This is a genomic window from Sporolactobacillus sp. PKPK-6, from assembly GCF_056678885.1.
Genome location: NZ_JBWXPA010000002.1, coordinates 491,125 through 512,615 on the forward strand (window position 1 = coordinate 491,125; position 21,491 = coordinate 512,615).

Sequence of the window (21,491 nt, forward strand, 5' to 3'; positions counted from 1 at the left end):
TGCCGGACTACATAATTGAAATTCAATGCACATAAATCGAAGGGATGGTGCGCCGTTGGAAGCAGCAGAACAAATCGGGATTCCACCTAAGCAGAAGCATAAAGGATTAAGATTTTATCAATACGTTATTCGTGCCTTACTTATTGCAATTGGTGTCACATTTGAAGCAATCGCACTTGAAGCATTTCTCGTACCGAATAAAATTATCGATGGCGGGGTTGTCGGTATCTCCATCATGATGGAGCATCTGTCGGGCTGGCCGATCGGTGTATTTCTAATCATCATAAACATACCTTTCTTCATCATTGGCTACAAGCAAATGGGCAAAACATTCACAATTACTTCTGCTTGCGGCGTCACGCTTCTGGCATTTCTTACAACTTTATTTACACCGATACCTCGGTTTACCAATGATTTGCTTCTTGCCGCAGTTTTTGGCGGAATTATCATGGGGATCGGCGTAGGACTTGTCATTCGAAATGGAGGTTCCTCAGACGGAACGGAAATTTTGGCTGTGCTTTTTAATCAAAAGACTCCTTTTTCGGTCGGTGAAGTCGTTCTGTTCATGAATATCTTTATTCTTGGATCTGCAGGATTCGTATTTGGCTGGAACTATGCTATGTATTCTTTAATCGCTTACTTCGTAGCGTTCAAGATGATTGATATTACGAGTGAAGGTCTCGAGTCCTCCAAAGCCGTATGGATCATCAGTGATCAGCACGAAGAAATCGGCGATGCCCTCAATGACCGGCTCGGACGCGGTGTCACTTATCTGAATGGTGAAGGCGCATATACCGGAAATAATAAAAATGTTATTTTTACAGTCATTAGCCGTCTTGAAGAAGCTAAAGTAAAGAACATTGTGGATTCAATTGACAAAAGTGCATTTCTTGCAATCAGTGATATTCATGACGTCAAGGGCGGTCGATTCAAAAAAAGAAGCATCCACTAATTGTAGATGCCATCACTCCTTATCTATTTGGTTTTATCCATTATCGAAGCATGCTACGCGCGGCTTCGATTTTTCTTTCCCTTTTTTTCACCAACAACTCTGAAGCGACAACCCATCCGGCATTAATGAACAGGAGCATGCTCGTGGAAAAGAAGACATATTTTATTCCGAATGCTGCTGCCATATGTCCGCCAAGCAGGGAACCTCCAAGCGTTCCAAGAAACTGTGCGGACTGATTATAGCCAAAGAGCTGACCGGTGATTTGCGACGGCGCCATTTTCTTTACAATGGTATTAATCGAAGGCAGAATGCCTGCAGTCGCAAGACCGAGAAGGAAACGCAGGACAGTCAGTTGCCAAGCGTTCGTCACGAATGCCTGCGGTATAAAAATTACTCCGGTAAAAAGCAGTGCATAAAGCAGTACACGACGGGGACCGATCCGATCGGACAACTTTCCGAGAAACGGTGCGGCAATAACGCTCGCCAAACCTGCCGCCGCCACGACGATGCCCGACATAAGTTCGAGATGTGCTGAACCTGGCGATAGAATTTTTACATAAATGGTGATAATCGGCTGAATCGACATATTCGCCAGTTGCACCATAAATGTTGTGATAAACATGGCAAAAAATAAACCTACATGAGGTGTCATTGCGCACACTTGCTTGATTGACGGTGCTTTTTTTTCAGATACAACCACTTTTTCTTTCACCAAGAAATAAGACGCGAGAAAAGCACCGAACAACAAAACACTTGTGTCGATAAAAACAAGACGCATCCCCATATATTCTGAGAGCAAACCGCCGACAAGCGGCCCAACGAGTGAACCGCTAATTCCTCCCGTTGACAGCATACCGAGTGCCCAGCCGGAGTGTGTTTTCGGTGTTTGTGTCGCGACAAGAATAATCGATGCCGGGATATAACCGGAAACAAGCCCCATTATTAGTCGCAGACCAAAGAGCTGATAAACATTCTGAGCAAAGGACATTAGGAATACAACAAGGCACATGCCCAAACTTGCGCGAAGCAGCATGGGTTTTCGACCATATTTATCAGCTAAGCGCCCCCATAGCGGGGAGACAAGAGCGGACACAAAGAATGTTGCACCAAAGATAAGACCTGCCCAGCTCTCAATTTCAGCCGTGTCTGTGACACCGAGCTTCTCAATATAAAGCGGTAAAAACGGGATAATCTGACTCATTCCTGCAGCAGTAGCGAAGGAACCGAACCAGACAACGTACAAATTTTTCTTCCATAAAGGTAAAGACAACAACTACACCTTACTTTTTTATTTATTTCCGATAGAAAAAGCGCCTTTAAGTTGGCGCCTGCTTAACAGTTACTATAATAATCTGTATTGCTCATTAATACCAATATATATATTATTATAAATGTATAGTTTTAAAACTATTAATGAATCATTATAACCCGTCAGTTTATGGAACGAACATCACCCTTTAGGAGGTCTTAGCAATGGAACTTCTACAATTAAAGTATTTTCAAACTGTTGCGCGAATCGAACACATGACAAAGGCTGCTCAAGAATTGTCCATTGCTCAGCCTTCGCTCAGTCAAACCATTAAACGGCTTGAAGATGAGATCGGCGTTCCCCTCTTTGACCGTAAAGGGCGAAGAATCAGGCTCAATCGTTATGGAAAAATCTTTCTTGAGAAGGCCGAGCTCGCCTTTTCGGCGCTCCAAGAAGGTAAGCAGGAAGTCATCGATTTGGCCAAAATTAATGAAGACAGCATTTCAATGGCTGTGATGCGGACGCCGATCGTACCTGATCTACTCGGCAGTTTTCGTAAAGAGCATCCCTTTGTTCGTTTTCGTGTCAAACAGATTTCAAGGGCAACCATACAGCATCAGCTCGAGAACGGAGAAATTGATTTATGCATCACTCCTTATCAATTGGAGCAAGACAGACCACTTCATTCGCGCTTGCTCATGCATGATGAAATTTATCTTGTCGTTCCGAAGACGCATCCGCTTGCAACTAAAAAAAGTGTCGATCTGCACGATATCGCTCATGAACCGTTTGTCCTTAAAGCAAACGGAGCCTTTCGTGAGACAACAGATACCTATTGCCGTATGGCAGGATTTCAGCCGGATATCGCTTTTGAAGTTGATGATTCCTTGTCCATTCGCGGACTGGTTTCAGAAGGCTTAGGTGTCGCTTTTTTCTCTTCACTCACTTTGCGGACGGTAAGAGACAGTTCTATTGTTCCGCTCCGAATAAGCCATCCGCATTGCAATCGATCAATCAGTCTCGTCTGGAATGAGGATCGCTATCATTCATCAATCATCACGGATTTCTACCAATTCATCATCGACTATTTCCAGCACTTCGATCAGGATACTCCACTCATTGACTAATTGAGATTATTTTAAACAGCCTGATTTTGATGATGCTCATGTGTGTTCTTTCTTTGGTTGTGCCAGCCAAGGTAGAGGACAGAAACGATAGTAACAACAACAACCGGCCATTCTGCCCATACAGCAACATCACCAAGCCATTTGAGAACGAGCGGTTCGGCGAACAGCATTCTTGCAGCCGTCATCGCTAGAATTCCGGAACCAACATAAATAAGCCAGGAAAAGCGATCCATTAGTTTTAATATTATTGCACTCCCGCCCATTAAAAGCGGAATACTGATTAACAATCCGAAAATGACAAGCAACGGATCATTTTGCGCTGCGCCTGCAACCGCAAGTACATTATCGAGTCCCATTAACGCGTCGGCAACGACAATCGTTTGAACGGCTCCCCAAAGACTCGTGCTGGCTTTGACTTCCTTCTTTGATTTCGAAGAATCGGCAGGACTAAGCAAACGATATGCGATCCAAATGAGCAACAGGCCACCGATAAAATGCAGGCCCGGAACCATGAGCAGGTAAACAACCAGAATCGTGCAAATCGCGCGCAAAACGACCGCGCCAGCCGTTCCATAAAGGATCGCGCGTCCGCGCTGATGATTGGGAAGCCGGCGTGCAGCCAGGGCAATAACGACTGCATTATCTCCCGCCAAGAACAAATCAATACCAACAATAATAATTAAGGACGACCAAAATGCCGTTGTAAATAATTCCATGAATCAACATCCTCCTATTAACCTGATATAACGAAATTCATTATGATTTAGCTGTTAAAAAACGCAAAAAGCCTTGGCCGACTACGCCAAGGCTGAAGGTTTCATTAAACGGATTTTTCAGCGGTGACTGCTTTCTTCACATGCTGGCTGCCGTGCTGGCTTCTCCATCCGAAGTAAAGCACACCTAGGATTATGAAAAGCAGCACCGGCCACTTGATCCAGGAAAAGCCAGCAACTGCATCATACACAAAATGATCGGCAAAGATCATCTTTCCCGCCGTAAACGCGAGAATTCCGGAGCCGGCATAGGTAATCCATGCATAACGGTCAACCAGCTTCAGAAACAGTGCACTGCCGCCCATGACAAGCGGGATACTGATCAGCAGACCGATAATAACGAGCAAGTAGTTTCCTGAAGCCGCTCCGCCGATGGCAAGCACATTATCCAGACCCATGAGCGCATCAGCCATAATTATGGTGCGAATAGCCGCTCCAAGACTAGTCTTCGCCACGATCTTCTTATCTTGCCCGTGATCCTTTAGCAGACTGTAGGCAATCCAGACAAGCAGAACGCCGCCGACAAGATGCAGGCCCGGCACCTTAAGCAGCCAAACAACAGCAAGTGTAGCAATTGCACGAATGGCGACCGCACCAAGTGTTCCATAAAGAATTGCACGTTTTCGTTGATGATCCTGAAGTCGTGCAGCTGCCAAGGCGATGACAATGGCATTATCACCAGCCAAAATCAAGTCAATGCCTACAATAAGCAGCAGCGCGGTCAAGAATTCCAGCGAAAAAAAATCCATTCATTCATCCTCCTCAATAATTCTTATCTGTTTGCACAATAAAAAGCAGCCGCTCCGACGTTGATCAGAAAGGCTGCATGTGCAGAAAAAAACCTTTGCCTTTTTCATCCGTCCGAGGCAAAGGTCTCGCCAACAGCCTAACGGCTGCCAGAGAAGCCGGGGATCACTCCCGTAATGACGACTTTACTCTGATGGCTACTCCCCTTTTACGAGGCTGATTCACTTGTTATATTAATTATATTATGAGGCTATAAATATGTCAACGCGGATGATCACCCGATTATTTCGTAAATAAATGATTTTGGTAGGCATAGACAGCTGCCTGAGTGCGATCAGCGACATCCAGTTTGCTGAAAATACTGCTGACATGTGTTTTCACTGTCTTGATGCCGATAAATAGCTTTTCGGCGATCTCCGCGTTATTTCTCCCGTCCGCAATTAACCGCAAGACCTCCTTTTCTCGAGCAGTCAGCTGATCAAAAGGTTGCGGACTCCTGTGCAGTCCCGCCACAAGTTTTTGTGCGACCTTACCGTCAATGACCGTTTTTCCGCGATGTGCTTTATGGATCGCCTGAATGATTTCATCGGATGACGATGTTTTCAGCAAGTAACTCATTGCACCTGCTTCAATCGCAGGAAATACCTGTTCATCATCATAGAAGCTCGTGAGAATGATGATTTTCTTTGAAGGATCTTTGGCTAAGATTTGCTTCGTTGCGTCAATTCCATTACCGTCTTCCATAATCAAATCCATTAAAATGATTTCAGGCTTCAACGCTTCAAACGATTTGACAGCCGCGTCCCCATTCGATGCCTCTCCGACAAGTTCAATATCTTCTTCTGTTGAAAGATAAGCCTTCAACCCTTTTCTGACCATATCGTGATCGTCGACGATCATCACCTTAATTTTATCTGTCATACTCCCTTTTCCTCCCTGTGAATCGGCACACGGATATGGATGGATGTACCTTCTCCTTCATGTGTCGTCAGCATAAAATGACCGCCAATCTCTTCCGCGCGTTCTTTCATCGTCTTCAACCCATACGAAGCAACTTTTTCTCGCTTCGGATCAAATCCCTGACCGTTGTCAAAAATGGTGAGTGTAACGAGCTGGTCCTTTTCATGAAGAGACAAGACGACTCTTGTTGCCTCAGAATGACGAAGTGCGTTAGAAAGTGCCTCTTGGCTGAGTCGAAACAAATGATTCTCCACGCCTTTAGTCAATCCGAGAACCGGATCAATTGCTGCCTCAAAATGAATTGTTGTCTTGCCATCCAGTTCATGGATCAAACGCCCTAACCCTTTATCAAGTGATTCGTTATTGAGACGTACCGGTCGAAGATGCAGCAGTAGAGCTCTCATTTCACCTTGAGCTTTACGGGCAATATCCGAAACATCGGCAATATTTTCAGCCGCAAGATCCGGATTGCTGTGAATCGTTTTTTCAGCGGCGGATGCAAGCATGGACAAGGCAAACAACTGCTGACTGACCGCATCATGCAGATCTCTTGCCAAACGCTGCCGTTCTGCTGTTACCGCCTCGTTTTTTACTTTTACATTCATTTGTACATTTTCATCGACCAGACGCTGCAGTGATTTCACTTGTGTGTCGATTTTATCGGCAAGTTCATTTAAAGATTGCGCCACATGACTGATCGCCCCGCCGTTCTCGATCTTCATTCTAGCCGAAAGTTTTCCGGAAGACAGTGTCTTGACAAACAGATCAACATTGTCCAAATGATCAAGCAGCAGCCGATAATCCTTTGTTAAAGCGTTTGTCTCTAAAATAAATTGGATTAGGAAGCTAAAGAAGAAGATCAAAGCACTGATAAGCAGAGCATGATCTGACGGCACAAACCAGAAGAAAATTTGCATTGCCGCAAAAAGCATGAGCGATGAAAAAAAGCTGATAATTAATTGAAATCTTGCCGTACGAATTCGATAATTTTGCATCGGTTACACCTGCGCAATACTTAAATCAATAACTTGAAAATCAAAGTTAAAGTCTAATTTTCGCGTTGCTTCATCGTAGTTCGGTGTCTGATAGCTGACATTGCGCAGCACGCCGCTCTGTTTGTTTTTTCCAATTTTCGCATCGCCTACTTTTGCTCGGAGATGGATCCGGTATGCAAGATCATCCGGTAAGGTAATTCGAATATTCCCCACCCATCCGCTCAAGGTAATCGGGATCGTTTCTTCCGGAATAAAGGCTTTAGTAAAGTCAAATGTGTAATCTCCGATGCGTACACGTTCGTTCATCGGTTTAACCATCCAATTATCGTGTTTGAAGGTAGCATCATTCACAAAGGTATAAGAATCACGCGCGTTCTTTGAAGATGCCTCACCATCTTTGTCTTCATGATCCCAAGAGAAATCAACATGATGATTGTGATGCCCTTTTCTGTGCTTCTTGTGTTCACCCGTTACGGAAACAGTGATGAAATTTTTTCCGAAGAGCATGCCTAACCCACAGTAAATAATCAGATACGGCCACAGTTTCCAGAAATCTGTCCATTTGAAGACAATGAACCCCGACTGATCAGCATACAGCAATCCGCCATAAATCAAAAAGAAAAATCCCCAGAAGAAATGCGGCCTTTTTCGGTCAAAGAGCGGAACGATGAGCAGCAGTGCTCCGAATATCATGACCAAGAATGGGAGATAAGCACTAAACATCGGCATCATTCCCTGGGAAATAAGATTAAGACTGTCAAGCAGCCAATAAACACCAAGCAAAACGACAGCAAGCGCAGCCAATAGTTTTCCAAAAGACATTTGCCTCATCCTTTCTTCTCTATCACAAGCCGTATCTCAACGGCACTTGTACAAAGTTTATAGTTTAACTATACAGAGTGACGCGCATCTTTTCCATAGACTGTGAACGGTTTTTTTCTCCGACCCAGGTCGGAACAATCTATTTAAAAATGTGAACGGATCGTGACAATAAGCATTATGTTCATCGTTTTCTGCTGAATAGGTTTATTATTAGGGCTGTGAGGGTAATTTGAAGATATGTTAAGTGAAAGGGTGAATGATATGGACAAGAAAGTCCTAGCATTAATTGATGGTTTGAACAAAGATCTTGCAGGTGAATATTCTGCAGTGATTCAGTACAATTATTACGCGACAACAGTATCCGGGCTGAATTACCAGATTCTCAAGCCTTTTTTTGAGGAAGAAATTCCTGACGAATTAGGCCATGCCGCTTATCTTTCTGAAAAAATTGCGAACCTCGGCGGTGAACCGACGACTGTTCCTGCACCGGTTGCCACGGTGAGTGATGCCAAAGCAATGCTCGAAGGAGCACGTCAGGCAGAAGCGGACACATTGGAAAACTATCGCGAACGTCGCAGTCAGGCACAAGAACTCGGCATGATCGAACTGGTTGTTAAACTGGAAGATATGATCGCTGATGAACAAAACCATTTGGAAAAATTGACAAAAACATTGACCGATCCTGTTTTTGCCTGAAAAAGAGATTTAAAAAACCGGAACGGGGGATTTCTTCCCCGTTCCGGTTTTTTATTTATTCTGCAAGCTGAATACGATGTTTTGTGTAGGCATAAGCGAAAATCAAGCTGACAGCAAAGCCTATACAAAGGAAAAAGAGAAAATCAATAAACGAGTGTGCACCAACCCCCGCTGCAGCACTGAGTACTACAACCTGTCCAATGAGAAGACGTGCGATCATTTGAACGAACGGATCCTGTTTCAGGCGCTCACCAATCGGATATAACCCAGCGAGTGCCTGTGGAAAAGGTTGACTCCAAATAGGCAAGAGCTGCAGTCCGGTTAAATAGACGACCGACACAACAATGAAAACAGAATACCAGCCTATATTAAGAAAATAGCCAAGCAGCGCGCCAATGACCGTCAAACGCATATACATGCCTAAATACTCATCAGAACGAAGGAATGTCTTAATAAATAGCTGTTCAAACACCTCTTTTTCTTCGAAATGTCGAATCGGGAATAATCTGCTGAGCACTCGGCGAGGGCGGGTACGTCTCCTCAATTGCGGCACGTCCGTAAACAGATTGGCAAAGCGAAGGAAGACCATAGCTTGACGATGATCGCTCTCAAGCATACTGTTCCAGCGCAGCAGCGCACCAGACGCTTGGCGGCGGAACAAAAAAAACAGTGTGAACAGCATAATGGCAACACATGCCGCAATAACATAAAGCGGCTGATGACTGAGTACAAAATAGAAGAGACAAAAGGTAAGAACAGTCCTAAGGAAACGGAGCGGAACTGTATCCTCAATAAATTGCTCCTGCCAGCTGCAATCAATAGTCCAAGCTTTCGCAGCGAGCGAGACAACCGCTCCAAGCAAGAGCGAGCTGCCTCCATAAGCTGCTGATCCATGAGTGTAAAGCGGTATGCTAATGATCAATACAAGCAGTAAAGTGATGCTTTGGATCAAGAAGCTGTACCATTTGGTTCTGCGAAAATAACCGTCAAGTTCTGATTCAGCTGGTAATAAAAAGACCAAATCTGCGCGTTGAATGAATGTACGAATCGGTGCATGAGAGCAGACAAGGCTTAACACTATACTGACGATAAGCGTGCCAGGGAAGTGTTCCGGCAATAGATTCAGCCATTTTTTGTAGTAGAAACCGCCGATCAGGATCATGGCATAAATAAAAAACATTAATCCGCTGTTGCGGCCGATCAGATTCCAATAGCGCAGCTGCATCTGAAAATTGTCCCGACAGCGCTTTTTCCAGAGCGTATTCATTTCATCCATTGTGTCTCGCCCCTTGCTACGGCCAGATAGATTTCATGAAGGCTTGCCTTTGGATCTCCGAACTGATTGCGTATCTTATCCAAAGTGCCCTGCACGGCGATATGCCCTTCATGCAGAATGATAAACCGATCGCAGTATTGCTCCGCAGTCGACAATATATGTGTGGACATTAAAATGGAAGCTCCTGAGCGTTTCATATCACTCATTAAGTCAAGCAGCGATTGAATGCCAATCGGGTCCAAGCCGACAAACGGCTCGTCGACAATATAGAGATCAGGTCGAATAAGGAACGCACACATGATCATCACTTTTTGGCGCATCCCTTTTGAGAAGTGAATAGGAAACCAGTGTTTCTTCTTTTCCATACGAAAAAGCTTCAGCAGTTTCTCACTTCGTTCTTCATAAGTTTTTTTATCCAGATGGTATGCCATTGCCGTCGTCTGTAAATGTTCTTCTAAAGTGAGCTGTTCATAGAGCTCCGGCATCTCGGGGACGTAGGCAATACTTTTTCTGTAAGAACTCTTGTCCTCGCGAAGTGTTTTCCCGTTTATACGTATCTCCCCGGAAAAAGGTTGTAAAAGTCCGAGAATATGTTTAATTGTCGTACTCTTGCCGGCTCCATTCAAACCGACGAGACCGACCAGTTCACCCGCGTTCATCTCAAATGACACATCATGGAGCACCGGGCGCTGCCGTGAGTAGCCGCCGCTTAATTGTTTTACAGTTAATACTGGATTCATAATTCTAGCCTCTTTCATTTTTTGCCATCAAGAGCGAATGTTTTCACAGCAGAAACGATTTCATCCGTTTCAATATAGTCTACCGAAACTTTGTCCCCAACCTTCATAAAGACACTGTATGGGTTTTGACCGGAGTTCACGGTAAAAATTTTGTCGCTGCCATCGATCATAAAATGGATCACGGTCTGATGTGAATCATCATCCTGATATTTGTAGACTTGTGTAACTTCGCCACTCAATTTCTTAATCAGTGCTTTGTTTGTCGGTGTTGCACTGTCGCCGCCTAATTTTGTAGCAACAGCATATTTATAGTTATCAAATAGGGTGCGCTTATCGGTCTCCGCACTGTAGACATTCTCATTTTTCGCATGAATCAGCATCAGTTCACGCAGAACATTGTTGCTATCCATCAAAGGGACCACCCATGTTTCCTGTCCGTAAATCGTATAGAGATTTGGAATACCCGCCTCATACTTATTCTGTTTAAACGTCTTCTCCGCAACATTCATCGCGGATTTCCCATTTAGCAAGCCGTTCGCACTTGAATAATAAGTAATTCTTCCGGTCCGTGTATTCAACATGGAATAACCGACCATCGCGCCGCTTCCGGACTTGGGACGCGTAAAGTCGGTGAACCAGTTCAATTGAAGAGCATGATCGAACACGCCGTTCACTTCATCAGAATGCGACCATTCTGTCGGCCGCTTGATATCTTCCTGCGCAAACAGCTTATTCCAGAAGCCATGCACATTCTCTCCATACCAGTCGTTCCATTGTTCAGCAACATTTGAAGGGATTGCCTGATCAATGAACGAAGGCAGTTTATCAATTGAATAGTGACGCATGTTCCCTGTTTTCGGATCAACAACAATGACTCCTTTAACATCCGGTATTTGTCGCAATTTTTCATAATAGCCATAGGCAACGACATAATAAGGTTTACCTGTTTCATCCGGTTCGAAACTCGGGCGGAATAAAATCGGCTCTGCATACTTGCTGCGCACGAGTCGCTTCAAATTCTCAGAAAAGTAGGCGGACGGTACAAATTTCATCTCTTTTTTAATCAGCGAAGCATTCGCATTTTCGTCCTCAGCACTCATCCGAATGTATCCGGGAACGCGATGACTCTTCATCCATTTAAAAAATCCGCTGTACTCAATTGGTGTGACCCAATAAAGATGTCCGTCTATTTTTTGCAACGATGTATGACCGAGCTCATAATAGGAAACATGTGCGAGCTCGCCTAACACTTTTTCACTTTTATAACGTGCATATTTTTCCGGAACGACAGGAATATGCTGCTCATTCATTGATGGCGCCGCGTGGTTTACCACCGTTGTTTTTGCAGCAGCAAAATCATATTTCGCCTTGGTTACGGTGAACGGATAAATAAAGTGCAGGAAGCAGAAAAACAAAAGCATCAGTATTCCTGCAAATACATTGATTGAGATCAGACGCTCCTTTGAATAGACAAGATCAAAAACCAGAAATAGCCCCCAAAAAAGCGATCCGTAGCTTAAGAACGCCTGCCACGTATGATCAATCAGCCCGAAGTAGGAAAGAATGAACAAAATGATCAAACCGGCCATCACCCGAGCCGCTTGAATCGACAGAAATACTTTGCTTTTAATTTTTTTCTTCCACACAAATGGATTTAAGGTTAATGCAAGTAAACTAAATAAGTAAATCATAAGTTCCCCCGTCTCTGATCTGTATCAGTCGACCGCTCATTCACCGGCGACCCTTCGTTACATTTATTGTAACGTACTTAAAGGACCACATGCCATATCTGATTTTATATTCATCATGATGCTGCCTAATCCCTTTATGAAACCGCTAAAAAAATGTGCTAAAATAAGTAAAAAAACATAGATAAGGATGATATTAATGTGTGAGGCATCAGATTGCATTTTCTGCAAAATCATTAATGGAGAAATTCCAAGCGCAAAGGTATACGAAGATGATGATGTATTTGCATTCCTCGATTTGGGGCAAGTAACTAAGGGCCATACGCTGATCATTCCTAAAGAACATCGGAAGGATATTTTTCATTTGGAACCTGAAATTGCTGAGAAGTTATTCAGCAAAGTACCGGTCATTGCTAAAGCCATTCAAAATGCCTTTCATCCGGTCGGTATGAATGTATTGAATAATAACAGCGAGCTTGCCGGTCAAAGCGTGTTTCATTATCATCTGCATCTGATTCCGCGCTATGGCAAAGACGATACGTTCTCATTCAGCTTCCAGTCGCACATGGATGAGTATTCAAATGAAGCACGCGCAGAGATTGCTCAAGCGATTGCAAAAGAAATTAATTAATTTATGTAAAAATTTCAGTATTTGAATTGCATTTTCCTGACATTACGTGTATATTATTGAATACACCTTGCAGCAGGCCGTTGGGGCACTGCTGAAGGAAACATCAGCTCAGTTGAGGAGAGATCAGCGTGAAACTTAAGAATTTGATTATTGTTGCTCTATTACTTGCCATTGGGACTATATTGCATGCGGTAGTTCCTGGATTCCCTATGAAATCCGATTTTGGACTCGTGATGCTTTTCTTATCCCTTTTTCTTTTCGCCGATATCAAGACCTTTGTCATTATCGGACTTGTCGACGGTATTTTAGCAGGATTGACTACATCGATGCCTGGAGGATTCTTTCCAAACGTGATTGATAAATTAGTGACTTCAACCGTTGTATTTTTAGTCATTTATTTATTTGCTCATTACTTTCAAGCAAAGGGCAAATACGTCTTTGGTGTCGTCTTAGCAGGTCTTGGTACTGTGCTCAGTGGAACTATATTCTTGACTATGGCTATTCTTGTTGCAGGTATGAATTTGGCAGCATTCGGTGCATTGTTTATCACTATGGTGCTCCCGACTGCACTTGCCAACTTGGTTCTGTTCGCTGTCCTCTATCCAATTATCGTCAAAATTGGCGAACGGAGCGGATTTCTAAAAACGTTACCAAAACCGACGCTTCACTAAAAAATATTGAAAACTCCGATTCTGTTTAGAATTGGAGTTTTTTTGTTCTTTGAATATATGCTTTCAAGTGATAAGCAGCGACAGCTGGGGTATAATAGAAGTAATCACGAACGTATACTTTAATTGAAGAGGTGAATAAAATGGGAAAATTTTTCTCGTACACGATTGGAGCAATTGTCGGTGGAGTAGTCGGCGGCACGATTGTTCTCCTGACAACGCCTAAAAAAGGTGAAGAAATTCGAAGCGACATAAAAGAAAAGGCAGCCTCTATTCAGCAGCCGTTAAAAGACGCGGCAAATAACTTAAGCTTAGTTAAAGATCGCGTTATTGCTCTGAAGGATGACAGCGTTCCGGTTCTTAAATCGGCAGTCTCGGATATTGGCAATCTTTTGCAAGAATGGAAAGACGATGTCCAACCTTATCTAACGAAAATCAAGAACAACGTCGTTCAATTGGAAGCAGCAAAAGAAAAGCTGACTAACAAATTGACGGAGCATTCTCCGGAGAAAAAACCGGGTGAAGAAGAGACACCGCCATCACTGTAATGGCCATTTATTTTTGAACTCTAAACGAGGATTAATGCTAAAAAGGCTGGTGCAAATAGCACCAGCCTTTTTTCTGATCTGCAGATTATCTTTTGTAAGTCAAAATGCCCAGACACCGTTCCGGAAAACCGGTTCCCATTCGCCTTCTGCATTCTCACCATCAATATCTAATTGGTCGGAGCCGACCATAAAATCAACATGAATCAAGCTGTCATTCGCTCCATGCTTTTTCAATTCTTCCGCCGACATTTCCGTTCCACCATCGAGGCAAGTCGGATAGGCTTTTCCAATTGCCAAATGGCAGGATGCATTTTCGTCATAAAGTGTCGTAAAGAAAACAAGACCTGACTTTGAGATCGGCGAATCATTAGGAACAAGCGCAACTTCCCCTAAAAAATGTGAGCCTTCATCTGTGTCAATCATGTGATTGATCAGCTCCTCGCCCTCTTTGGCATTCACGCGCGTAATACGTCCATTCTCAAAAGTGACCGATAACTTCTCAATCAATTTACCGCCGTAAACAAGCGGACGAGTCGCCATAACTGTACCATTAACTCCATTTTTTACAGGCAATGTATAAACTTCTTCAGTTGGAATATTAGGAACAAAAGGAGTTCCCGAACTGTTCACTGCTGCTCCCCCGTCCCAGTGATAATCAGGATCGAACTCGATCTCTAAATCTGTGCCTGGAGCTTTATAATGCAGCCTTTTATATTTTTTCTTATTTAGAAAAGAAACCTTATTAGCAAGTGTCTTCTTGTGATCCTCCCAAGCTTGTACCGGATCATCACAATCCACACGTGTCATTTTGAAAATAACTTCCCATAAGTCGGCAATCGCAAGCTCTCTGATTTTGCCGGGAAACAGTTTCTTCGCCCATTCAACGGTTGGAAAGATTAAAATGGTCCAGCTGACACGGTCGGACATGCGATAATCATAATAGGTGTTTAATGCGCGCCACATCGTTTCTTGGTCAAGCGCCGCCTTTTTCGGATCAATACCGTCCATCATACCAATTCCTGTTGTCCGGATGTCAATACAAGCAGCCCCCCTCTTGACCAAGTCCTCAAGCTTGTTGGCTTTCCAAACCGGATATTCGCTGATCACTGTCTCCGATGCATGCTTGAGCCGCAAATGATCCAGTTTATCGTCCGTCCAGTTAAAGAACACGCGTTTCGCTCCGGCCTCATATGCTTTTTCCGTTACAATGCGTACAAGCTCGCCTGCATCAATTGGTGCCTTGATCAGTACTTCCTGTCCTTTCTGAACATTTGCGCCTACTTTTACAGCCAATTCCGCATATTTTTCGAGTTTTTGAGCAAAGGTTTTCAAATCGAGTGCCCCCCGTCTAATTTGCAATGAACAAATTTTTCTTACCAAGTCTATTCTAACACTTGGCAAGGGTATAAATGCAAGCGTTACCAATAATTGAAGAAAACTTTTCTTAGTTCATCTGGTGAACACTGAATGTTACATCATTTTTAGCTAAATTAATCGTCTGTGCACGCAGGTAGAGACCCTTCTGCACTTGAACATCCGTTAAATTAATATAAATTTGCCGCTTGTTCGGTTGAATAGCTACCCATTTTGGAAATTTTGATCCGCTTTTCAAAAAGCTGAGCACCTGCTTGTCCGGAAGAGGAATACTGCCCAATTTAACATCAGTTTCTTTCAGCACAATATCACCATTAGATACTGAAGGTGTGAAGGTCAAGGAAAACGGAATCGCAGTAAATAAGAGCTTATACTTACCGTTCAAAACAACCTGATCGCCAATATCAATATGATAGGTGAGCCTGTTATTTCCATTAGAATCAATTTGATCATTGATCATATTCTCCAGCTGCTGCTTGTTCGCCTGCACGGAAAAAATAGCTTTTCCTTCGGTGCGATCCGTTTGCGGTGTCGGACTGTCTGTTGCAGAAAAACCATTTGTCAGCATGCCAAGTACAGCAATCACCAAGGCTAATTCAATCACAAGTAATGATAATAAAGCGATTTTCCATAAATTTTTCTTTTTCTTGGGATAAGTTGCAGCGTTCACGTTTCTTTTCCCTCTCCTTTACACACCTATATAGGTACCAGTACATGCAAGATTTACCTATTTAAACAAGCCAATAGTTTATTTATTATAACGCAATTTTCGACTCATGCGAAATATGCTGAAACAAGTACATAATTTCGGCACGCTGCAACCAGTGAATTCATGTAGAAGGAATCATCAATAACTCGACAATGGGGGCAAGTTTCAGTTAGAATGAACAGTGTCGCAAACAGATGGTAACCGTATTTGATAAAATTGCCGATTGCGACGGATAACCGCGCGCAACTACGAAATACTGTTGTAATGTGGAACAATATAAAATAGGAGTGGACGTAGTGAAGAAATTAATGATGATTCTGGCCGCTGTTATCGTTCTCGCAAGTCTCGCAGCCTGCGGGAACGGCGGAGATAACGCCGCAGTAGTGAAAACGAAAAGCGGTAATATTACAAAAGAAGAATTTTACAATGAATTGAAAAAGACCAATGGAGAAGCTGTCCTTCAAAATATGGTTTACGAAAAGCTCTTGGAAAAGAAATATAATGTATCCAAGAAGGCTGTTGACGCGAAATATGATCAAGTTCGCAAGACTTTCTCATCGGAAGACCAATTCAAGCAGGCGCTAACACAGAACAGTCTGACTGAAACTACGTTCAGACGCCAAATTAAAGACTCCCTAATGATGACGAAGGCTCAGCAGGATGGCATCAAGGTTACAGACAAAGCACTTAAGGATTACTATAATAAGAACAAGACAACATTGACAGAACTTAAAGCGAGCCACATTCTCGTTAAATCAAAGAAAACCGCACAATCCATTCAAAAGAAATTAAAGGATGGAGCAGATTTTGCTAAATTGGCGAAACAATATTCAACGGATACAGGCTCTAAAGATAAGGGCGGCGAGCTTGGCTGGTTCAAACAATCAACTATGGTTGCCGAATTCAGCAATGCAGCAATGAAACTGAAAGTCGGCGAAATCAGCCCGCTTGTTTATTCAAGCACGGACGGCGGCTATCACATTATCAAGCTTGAGGGCAAAAAAGATTCGTATAACGATCTGAAATCCTCAGTAAAAGAAGCTTACCTTGCAAGCAAAGAAAAATCTCAAGATACGGTAATCAAGAACTTGATTAAGAATGCTGATGTTCAAGTGAAGGACAAGGCTTTCAAAGATCTTTTCAATTCAACCTCAACCTCAACGACAACGCAGCAATAACACGAACAGAGAAGAACACGAATCGGAGCACCTATCTGATTCGTGTTTTTTTTTGCCTTGAGTCACTAATTTTCAAGGATCGAAGCTAGGAAAATCAATTGTCCATCTTCAATAAGGTTGCAAATAATTGATAACCGGTCACTTTTGATTGATCAAGATGAATTCCTGCAGGAGTTTCTTGATTTGCCGTAAACGTTACGACATATTCGTTTTCCTTATTGGGTGCAATATGATCTTCAACGAGAATTGTGGTGATCACCCGATTAAATAAAATGAATCCTCCAGGACCATTCCATATGACAATAGCCGAACTGGAATCTGCTTTCTCAGTGATAAGTGTATTGCCCGAAGCGTCTTTCCTCCAAATTTGAATAAGAGCAGGTACGCATATGGAAATAGAAGCGGACAAACTGCTCATCCTATTTAATGGTATTGTGCCTGTAGGACGCCACTCAATAACCGCATTAAGCCAAACTGTTTCTTCATCAGTTGTACCGTCCACCCTAAGTTCACTAATCACATGATCGCCACAAAACGGAACAGCATCCGGTTTTTTGTATTGTCTTCTTTTTTTATCGCCATCTTTGTCCGATCCGAAGCCTGCCCCCTTATTATTAGAATCATCCATATCAGTCACTTCCTTATCTGTTTACTGCCTCTCTTATATTCTATTTTTCTGCAGTTTCGTTGCATGGACCGATAACGGAAGTAATTCACACATTTTTTTCCAATAGTTTTTTGTTCTATTATGGTTGGCCGGTTCAGAGTAATTTTAGGCATTCTTAGTTATGCAAAAAAAATCCGAAAGCCTGTTCAAGACATGGCTCTCGGATCTTTACGGTTGCGGCGCCGCTCTTTCTCGGCGTCCATTCGTTTCATGTACACATTACCTTGCTCTTCGACCCACTCTTCATCGACTTCTTTATCCTGCTTGGATAAATTAAATGCTTGATAACCGCTGAATATTATACCGGCTACAACCAGATATACCCACCAAGCTACGCTTTCCAGCATGTTGATCACGGGATCAATCATTCCGAACTGCTGCATTAAAAAAAGGATGAATAGCGCAGCAACGATAAATAATGAACGTTTAGCCTGCTTCATGTTTCCGCCTCCCAGCTAGCTACTCGAGCGTTGTCCCAATTTTTACTTGCAATGTAGCCTATGCGAAGAAACGGAAAATTAGACCTTAGCTGTTCTCTTGAAATGGAGGCTGCAATTCATCTTCAGTATCGCTGGTATCAAATGACGGTCTGTAAAGCGTTCGATTGTTCATAGCAAAGATACGTTCTGAAAATTCGCCAGGACGTGTTTTACGTACAGCACGGGTCATCACGTTTATTTTAGCGTCCATGTCATCAAGGATATGGAGAATTTCAGCTTCCTTGAACATCGGCGGTTTTGGACTGCCCCATTCCGGATTTTCATGATGACTCAGCACCATATGCTTAAGAAGCAAAACCTCTTCCTTATCACCAATACCGAGTTCATCTGCTGTTTCGCCAATATTGGCGACCATAATCGAGATATGACCAAGCAGATTTCCGGGGAGTGTGTAGCTGGTCGCAGTCACTCCGGACAACTCCTCAAGCTTCCCCATATCATGGATGATAATGCCCGCGTACAATAAATCTTTATCGATTTCAGGATAGAGATTGACAACTGCCTTCGCCATATCCAACATGCAGCACACATGGTAAGCCAGTCCTGAAAGAAAATTATGATGGATACTTACTGCAGCAGGATATTCGAAAAAGTCATGATGATGTTTCTTTAAAAGAGCTCGTGTCAGGCGTTGTATTACCGGATTCTTGATTTCAAATAAGTATTGTGTAATCTTCTCATTAAGTTCCTCAATTGATAATGGAGCCGACATCACAAGTTCCGCCTTGTTCACCTGATCATGTTCTGTAGCGGGACGAATTGTACGGATTTTGAATTGATTTCTGCCTCTGAATGTCGTAATGTCTCCTTCAGCAAGCACCACTGCGCCAGCAACGTAATTCGCTTCATCTTCCGCCGTGCTGCCCCACAGCTTGGATTCGATGTCACCTGTTTTGTCCTGTAAGTATATCGTAAGAAAAGGCTTGCCATTGCTGGCCAATCCCTTGGTCACGCTCTTTATCAACAGGAATTCATGAACATGCTCGCCTTCTTTATAAAACGCGATTCCCTTCACCATGAACCCTTCCCTTCAAATAACCTTATTTTAAAATGTCATTTTAAAATAAGGTAAGTATAAGACAACAATCAATCTTTTTCATTCAATGCATCTGATCCATTGTCCGGTTTTTCCTTAGGCGGAGCCGGTAAAGTCATTTCAAATACGACGCCGTCCTCAGTATTAGCAACATGAATGACTCCATGATGATTATGAATGATTCGTTTAACAATTGCCAGCCCTAATCCAAATTGTCCTTTTTCTCCCTTTTGGAAAGGCTGAAACATAGCCTTACGTTCATGCTCCGGAATTTCCGGTCCATCATTCTTAACATTGATCAGAGACCTGTATCTGCTGCTTCCGTCAGCATCAATCCATATATTATTCTTCGCATAACGCAGTGCATTTTCTACTAAGTTTTCCAGTACGGTCTGCATTTGCTCTTGATCAGCGTAGATCAGTGTATCCTCGCCGCCAACATGGATTTCAATATCTGCCCGCTGAGTAATGAATCGCTCACGCACTAAATCTGCCAAATCACCAAAGCGAATAAGTGAATAGCGCATTTGCTTATCTCCGAGTGAATCAAATCGGGTAAAATAGAGCAGCTTGCGCACCCGTTTCTCCATCTGCTGAGATTCTTTGATAATAATATCCATCGAATCATTTAGACCGCCATTGGGGTAGATACCGTCTTTAACAGATTGCGCGTAACTTTGAACTATCATGATTGGCGTTTTCAATTCGTGAGATGCCTGCTGAAGAAATACTTTCTGGGATTGATCATACTTAATCAGGTTGAGCCGCATTTCTTCAAATTGAGCAGAAAGGCGTTCATATTCCACATCGCCTTTCCATTCGAACGGCTTTTCCCAATTTAAACGTGAAATTTCTTTAAATCGTCTGCCTAGTATATCAAGCGGCCGTTTGATATAACGTGCCAGCCAAAATGCAAGAAATAGGCTGAGGATACTCGCCATCGCAAACGTAAAGATCAAGCGGCTCCATAAATTGTTTCTTAATTCATTGTTGTAGGTATCTCGCATATAGGAAATCAGATAACTGTCAGATGATCGTCTGACGACTATATAAAATGTCGAATCATTTTGCTTCAACTCATATCGGGCTAACACACTTTTCTGATGTCTAATTTGCCCTTTCATTTGCTTCAAAATGCTACCGTCAGATGGGAGAATTCCAACCAAGGTTTGAAATTTTTTATTGACCAACACGGTCCAAACAGATCTTGTCGAGTCGTAATTATGAATACTTGTGCCAGGATTATCTACTCCATAGCCTCCGACAATCCCTTGAAAATTAAGCAATTGCTGCACTTCAATGGTTCGGAACGTATTTTCCTTGAGCGTATTTTGTATGGTATAGGGGTAGACACTGAGAATAATCAGTCCGATCACGCACTCAAGAAACGCGAATGAGAGCCAGATCCGTTTTGTCAACGTCATTTTAAATGGCAATCTCATGAGACAATCCTATACCCGGAACCATAGACCGTTTCAAGTGACAAACGCCCCATCTTTCGGCGGATGCGGCGTACCACATCATCTACCGCACGATCCGATCCGACATAATCGCCGCCCCATACCTCGGTCAGAATATCTTGACGTGATTTGGCGACATTGACGTTCTCCACTAAATAGAGCAGCACATCAAATTCTTTCGTCGTGAGCTCAATCATCTGATTCTCCTCATCAAACACTTTGCGACGAACAACATCGAGCTGATATTTAGAGATCACCATCCGATTCTCATGGATACCTGCGCCGTACACACGATGCAGCAATTTTTTAACACGAATAACCAGTTCTTTTGGCAAAAATGGCTTTGCTAAATAGTCGTCGCTGCCAAGCTCCAGTCCCAGAATTTTGTCTAGATCCTGATCCCTTGCCGAAATAAAAATAACCGGCTGTTCCGAATGGTTTTCTTTTATTTTTTTTATCAAATCATACCCTGACATACCGGGCAGCATGATGTCCAAAATCCAGAGATGGACACCGTTATGCATATAGTCCAATGCCTCTTCAGCCGTATGGAAAACAGATACATTCCAGCCTTCATTTTCCATGTAAGCTTTGAGAATGGACGCTAAGCTTTCTTCATCTTCAACAAGATTAATTTTAAAGAGTGTTTCATTCATTGTGAAATCATCCTTATACGATTCATATTGTATCTCTTA

At 43.0% G+C, this 21,491-nt stretch carries 23 protein-coding genes; 7 read left to right on the forward strand and 16 right to left on the reverse strand.

Annotation, left to right across the window (positions count from 1 at the left end; translation table 11 throughout):
* Positions 1-55: 55 nt before the first annotated feature.
* Complete coding sequence (locus tag AC1MBV_RS13265) at positions 56-952, forward strand: YitT family protein (protein WP_255745892.1); 897 nt, start codon at positions 56-58, stop codon at positions 950-952.
* 40 nt (positions 953-992) lie between these two features.
* On the opposite strand, the gene AC1MBV_RS13270 is transcribed toward AC1MBV_RS13265, so the two are convergent.
* Positions 993-2,222 (reverse strand): multidrug efflux MFS transporter, encoded by a 1,230-nt coding sequence (locus tag AC1MBV_RS13270; protein ID WP_255745894.1) that lies wholly within the window; start codon positions 2,220-2,222, stop codon positions 993-995.
* Between the two features lie 203 nt (positions 2,223-2,425).
* Here AC1MBV_RS13270 and AC1MBV_RS13275 point away from each other — a divergent pair, with 203 nt between their 5' ends.
* Positions 2,426-3,328, forward strand: a complete 903-nt coding sequence (locus AC1MBV_RS13275) for a LysR family transcriptional regulator (protein WP_255745896.1) — start codon at positions 2,426-2,428, stop codon at positions 3,326-3,328.
* 11 nt (positions 3,329-3,339) lie between these two features.
* On the opposite strand, the gene AC1MBV_RS13280 is transcribed toward AC1MBV_RS13275, so the two are convergent.
* The 5 genes from AC1MBV_RS13280 to liaF all read right to left on the reverse strand — a co-directional run bounded on the left by AC1MBV_RS13280 (position 3,340) and on the right by liaF (position 7,625).
* Positions 3,340-4,044 carry a TerC family protein gene (locus AC1MBV_RS13280; protein WP_255745898.1) on the reverse strand — a complete coding sequence of 235 codons (705 nt, stop codon included), beginning with the start codon at positions 4,042-4,044 and terminating at the stop codon, positions 3,340-3,342.
* 104 nt (positions 4,045-4,148) lie between these two features.
* Positions 4,149-4,850, reverse strand: coding sequence for a TerC family protein (locus AC1MBV_RS13285; protein ID WP_255745900.1), 702 nt, complete (start codon positions 4,848-4,850; stop codon positions 4,149-4,151).
* 280 nt (positions 4,851-5,130) lie between these two features.
* Positions 5,131-5,769: a response regulator gene (locus AC1MBV_RS13290; RefSeq protein ID WP_255745902.1), complete on the reverse strand. Its 639-nt coding sequence runs from the start codon at positions 5,767-5,769 to the stop codon at positions 5,131-5,133.
* Positions 5,766-6,803 (reverse strand): sensor histidine kinase, encoded by a 1,038-nt coding sequence (locus tag AC1MBV_RS13295; RefSeq protein ID WP_255745904.1) that lies wholly within the window; start codon positions 6,801-6,803, stop codon positions 5,766-5,768. The genes AC1MBV_RS13290 and AC1MBV_RS13295 overlap by 4 nt, the downstream gene beginning before the upstream one ends.
* Before the next feature lie 3 nt (positions 6,804-6,806).
* The gene (liaF, locus tag AC1MBV_RS13300; protein WP_255745905.1) at positions 6,807-7,625 is read right to left on the reverse strand and encodes a cell wall-active antibiotics response protein LiaF; all 819 of its coding nucleotides are present in this window, start codon (positions 7,623-7,625) and stop codon (positions 6,807-6,809) included.
* 261 nt (positions 7,626-7,886) lie between these two features.
* On the opposite strand from liaF, the gene AC1MBV_RS13305 reads away from it, so the two are divergent.
* A complete protein-coding gene (locus tag AC1MBV_RS13305; RefSeq protein WP_255745907.1) occupies positions 7,887-8,321 on the forward strand; it encodes a ferritin-like domain-containing protein in 435 nt (144 codons plus the stop codon).
* 55 nt (positions 8,322-8,376) lie between these two features.
* Here AC1MBV_RS13305 and AC1MBV_RS13310 read toward each other — a convergent pair whose 3' ends face one another.
* From AC1MBV_RS13310 to AC1MBV_RS13320, 3 genes are read right to left on the reverse strand one after another with little or no spacing between them, the layout of a single operon-like run.
* Complete coding sequence (locus tag AC1MBV_RS13310) at positions 8,377-9,597, reverse strand: ABC transporter permease (RefSeq protein ID WP_480948468.1); 1,221 nt, start codon at positions 9,595-9,597, stop codon at positions 8,377-8,379.
* Entirely contained in the window at positions 9,585-10,337 is a 753-nt protein-coding gene (locus tag AC1MBV_RS13315) for an ABC transporter ATP-binding protein (RefSeq protein ID WP_480948469.1), read from the reverse strand. Before AC1MBV_RS13315 ends, AC1MBV_RS13310 begins: the two co-directional genes overlap by 13 nt.
* 14 nt (positions 10,338-10,351) lie before the next feature.
* Positions 10,352-12,028: a hypothetical protein gene (locus AC1MBV_RS13320; protein ID WP_480948470.1), complete on the reverse strand. Its 1,677-nt coding sequence runs from the start codon at positions 12,026-12,028 to the stop codon at positions 10,352-10,354.
* 196 nt (positions 12,029-12,224) lie between these two features.
* Between AC1MBV_RS13320 and AC1MBV_RS13325 the strand changes: the two genes are divergently transcribed.
* The 3 genes from AC1MBV_RS13325 to AC1MBV_RS13335 all read left to right on the forward strand — a co-directional run bounded on the left by AC1MBV_RS13325 (position 12,225) and on the right by AC1MBV_RS13335 (position 13,872).
* Positions 12,225-12,656, forward strand: a complete 432-nt coding sequence (locus AC1MBV_RS13325) for an HIT family protein (protein ID WP_480948471.1) — start codon at positions 12,225-12,227, stop codon at positions 12,654-12,656.
* A gap of 128 nt (positions 12,657-12,784) precedes the next feature.
* The gene (locus AC1MBV_RS13330; RefSeq protein WP_480948472.1) at positions 12,785-13,327 is read left to right on the forward strand and encodes a tryptophan transporter; all 543 of its coding nucleotides are present in this window, start codon (positions 12,785-12,787) and stop codon (positions 13,325-13,327) included.
* A 140-nt stretch (positions 13,328-13,467) separates the two neighbouring features.
* Positions 13,468-13,872, forward strand: a complete 405-nt coding sequence (locus tag AC1MBV_RS13335) for a YtxH domain-containing protein (RefSeq protein WP_255745917.1) — start codon at positions 13,468-13,470, stop codon at positions 13,870-13,872.
* Between the two features lie 99 nt (positions 13,873-13,971).
* Here AC1MBV_RS13335 and AC1MBV_RS13340 read toward each other — a convergent pair whose 3' ends face one another.
* Together AC1MBV_RS13340 and AC1MBV_RS13345 are read right to left on the reverse strand one after the other, a co-directional pair.
* Positions 13,972-15,204 carry an aminopeptidase gene (locus AC1MBV_RS13340; RefSeq protein WP_480948473.1) on the reverse strand — a complete coding sequence of 411 codons (1,233 nt, stop codon included), beginning with the start codon at positions 15,202-15,204 and terminating at the stop codon, positions 13,972-13,974.
* 112 nt (positions 15,205-15,316) lie between these two features.
* The gene (locus AC1MBV_RS13345) at positions 15,317-15,916 is read right to left on the reverse strand and encodes a YpmS family protein (protein ID WP_255745921.1); all 600 of its coding nucleotides are present in this window, start codon (positions 15,914-15,916) and stop codon (positions 15,317-15,319) included.
* Between the two features lie 335 nt (positions 15,917-16,251).
* On the opposite strand from AC1MBV_RS13345, the gene AC1MBV_RS13350 reads away from it, so the two are divergent.
* A complete protein-coding gene (locus AC1MBV_RS13350) occupies positions 16,252-17,133 on the forward strand; it encodes a peptidylprolyl isomerase (RefSeq protein ID WP_255745924.1) in 882 nt (293 codons plus the stop codon).
* A gap of 94 nt (positions 17,134-17,227) precedes the next feature.
* On the opposite strand, the gene AC1MBV_RS13355 is transcribed toward AC1MBV_RS13350, so the two are convergent.
* The 5 genes from AC1MBV_RS13355 to AC1MBV_RS13375 all read right to left on the reverse strand — a co-directional run bounded on the left by AC1MBV_RS13355 (position 17,228) and on the right by AC1MBV_RS13375 (position 21,452).
* Positions 17,228-17,761: a hypothetical protein gene (locus AC1MBV_RS13355; RefSeq protein ID WP_480948474.1), complete on the reverse strand. Its 534-nt coding sequence runs from the start codon at positions 17,759-17,761 to the stop codon at positions 17,228-17,230.
* Positions 17,762-17,946: 185 nt separating this feature from the next.
* Entirely contained in the window at positions 17,947-18,240 is a 294-nt protein-coding gene (locus AC1MBV_RS13360; protein ID WP_370645899.1) for a sporulation YhaL family protein, read from the reverse strand.
* 85 nt (positions 18,241-18,325) lie between these two features.
* A complete protein-coding gene (yhaM, locus tag AC1MBV_RS13365) occupies positions 18,326-19,318 on the reverse strand; it encodes a 3'-5' exoribonuclease YhaM (protein ID WP_480948475.1) in 993 nt (330 codons plus the stop codon).
* A gap of 68 nt (positions 19,319-19,386) precedes the next feature.
* Positions 19,387-20,760, reverse strand: a complete 1,374-nt coding sequence (locus AC1MBV_RS13370) for a HAMP domain-containing sensor histidine kinase (protein ID WP_480948476.1) — start codon at positions 20,758-20,760, stop codon at positions 19,387-19,389.
* A 14-nt stretch (positions 20,761-20,774) separates the two neighbouring features.
* Entirely contained in the window at positions 20,775-21,452 is a 678-nt protein-coding gene (locus tag AC1MBV_RS13375; protein ID WP_255745931.1) for a response regulator transcription factor, read from the reverse strand.
* Positions 21,453-21,491 lie beyond the last annotated feature (39 nt).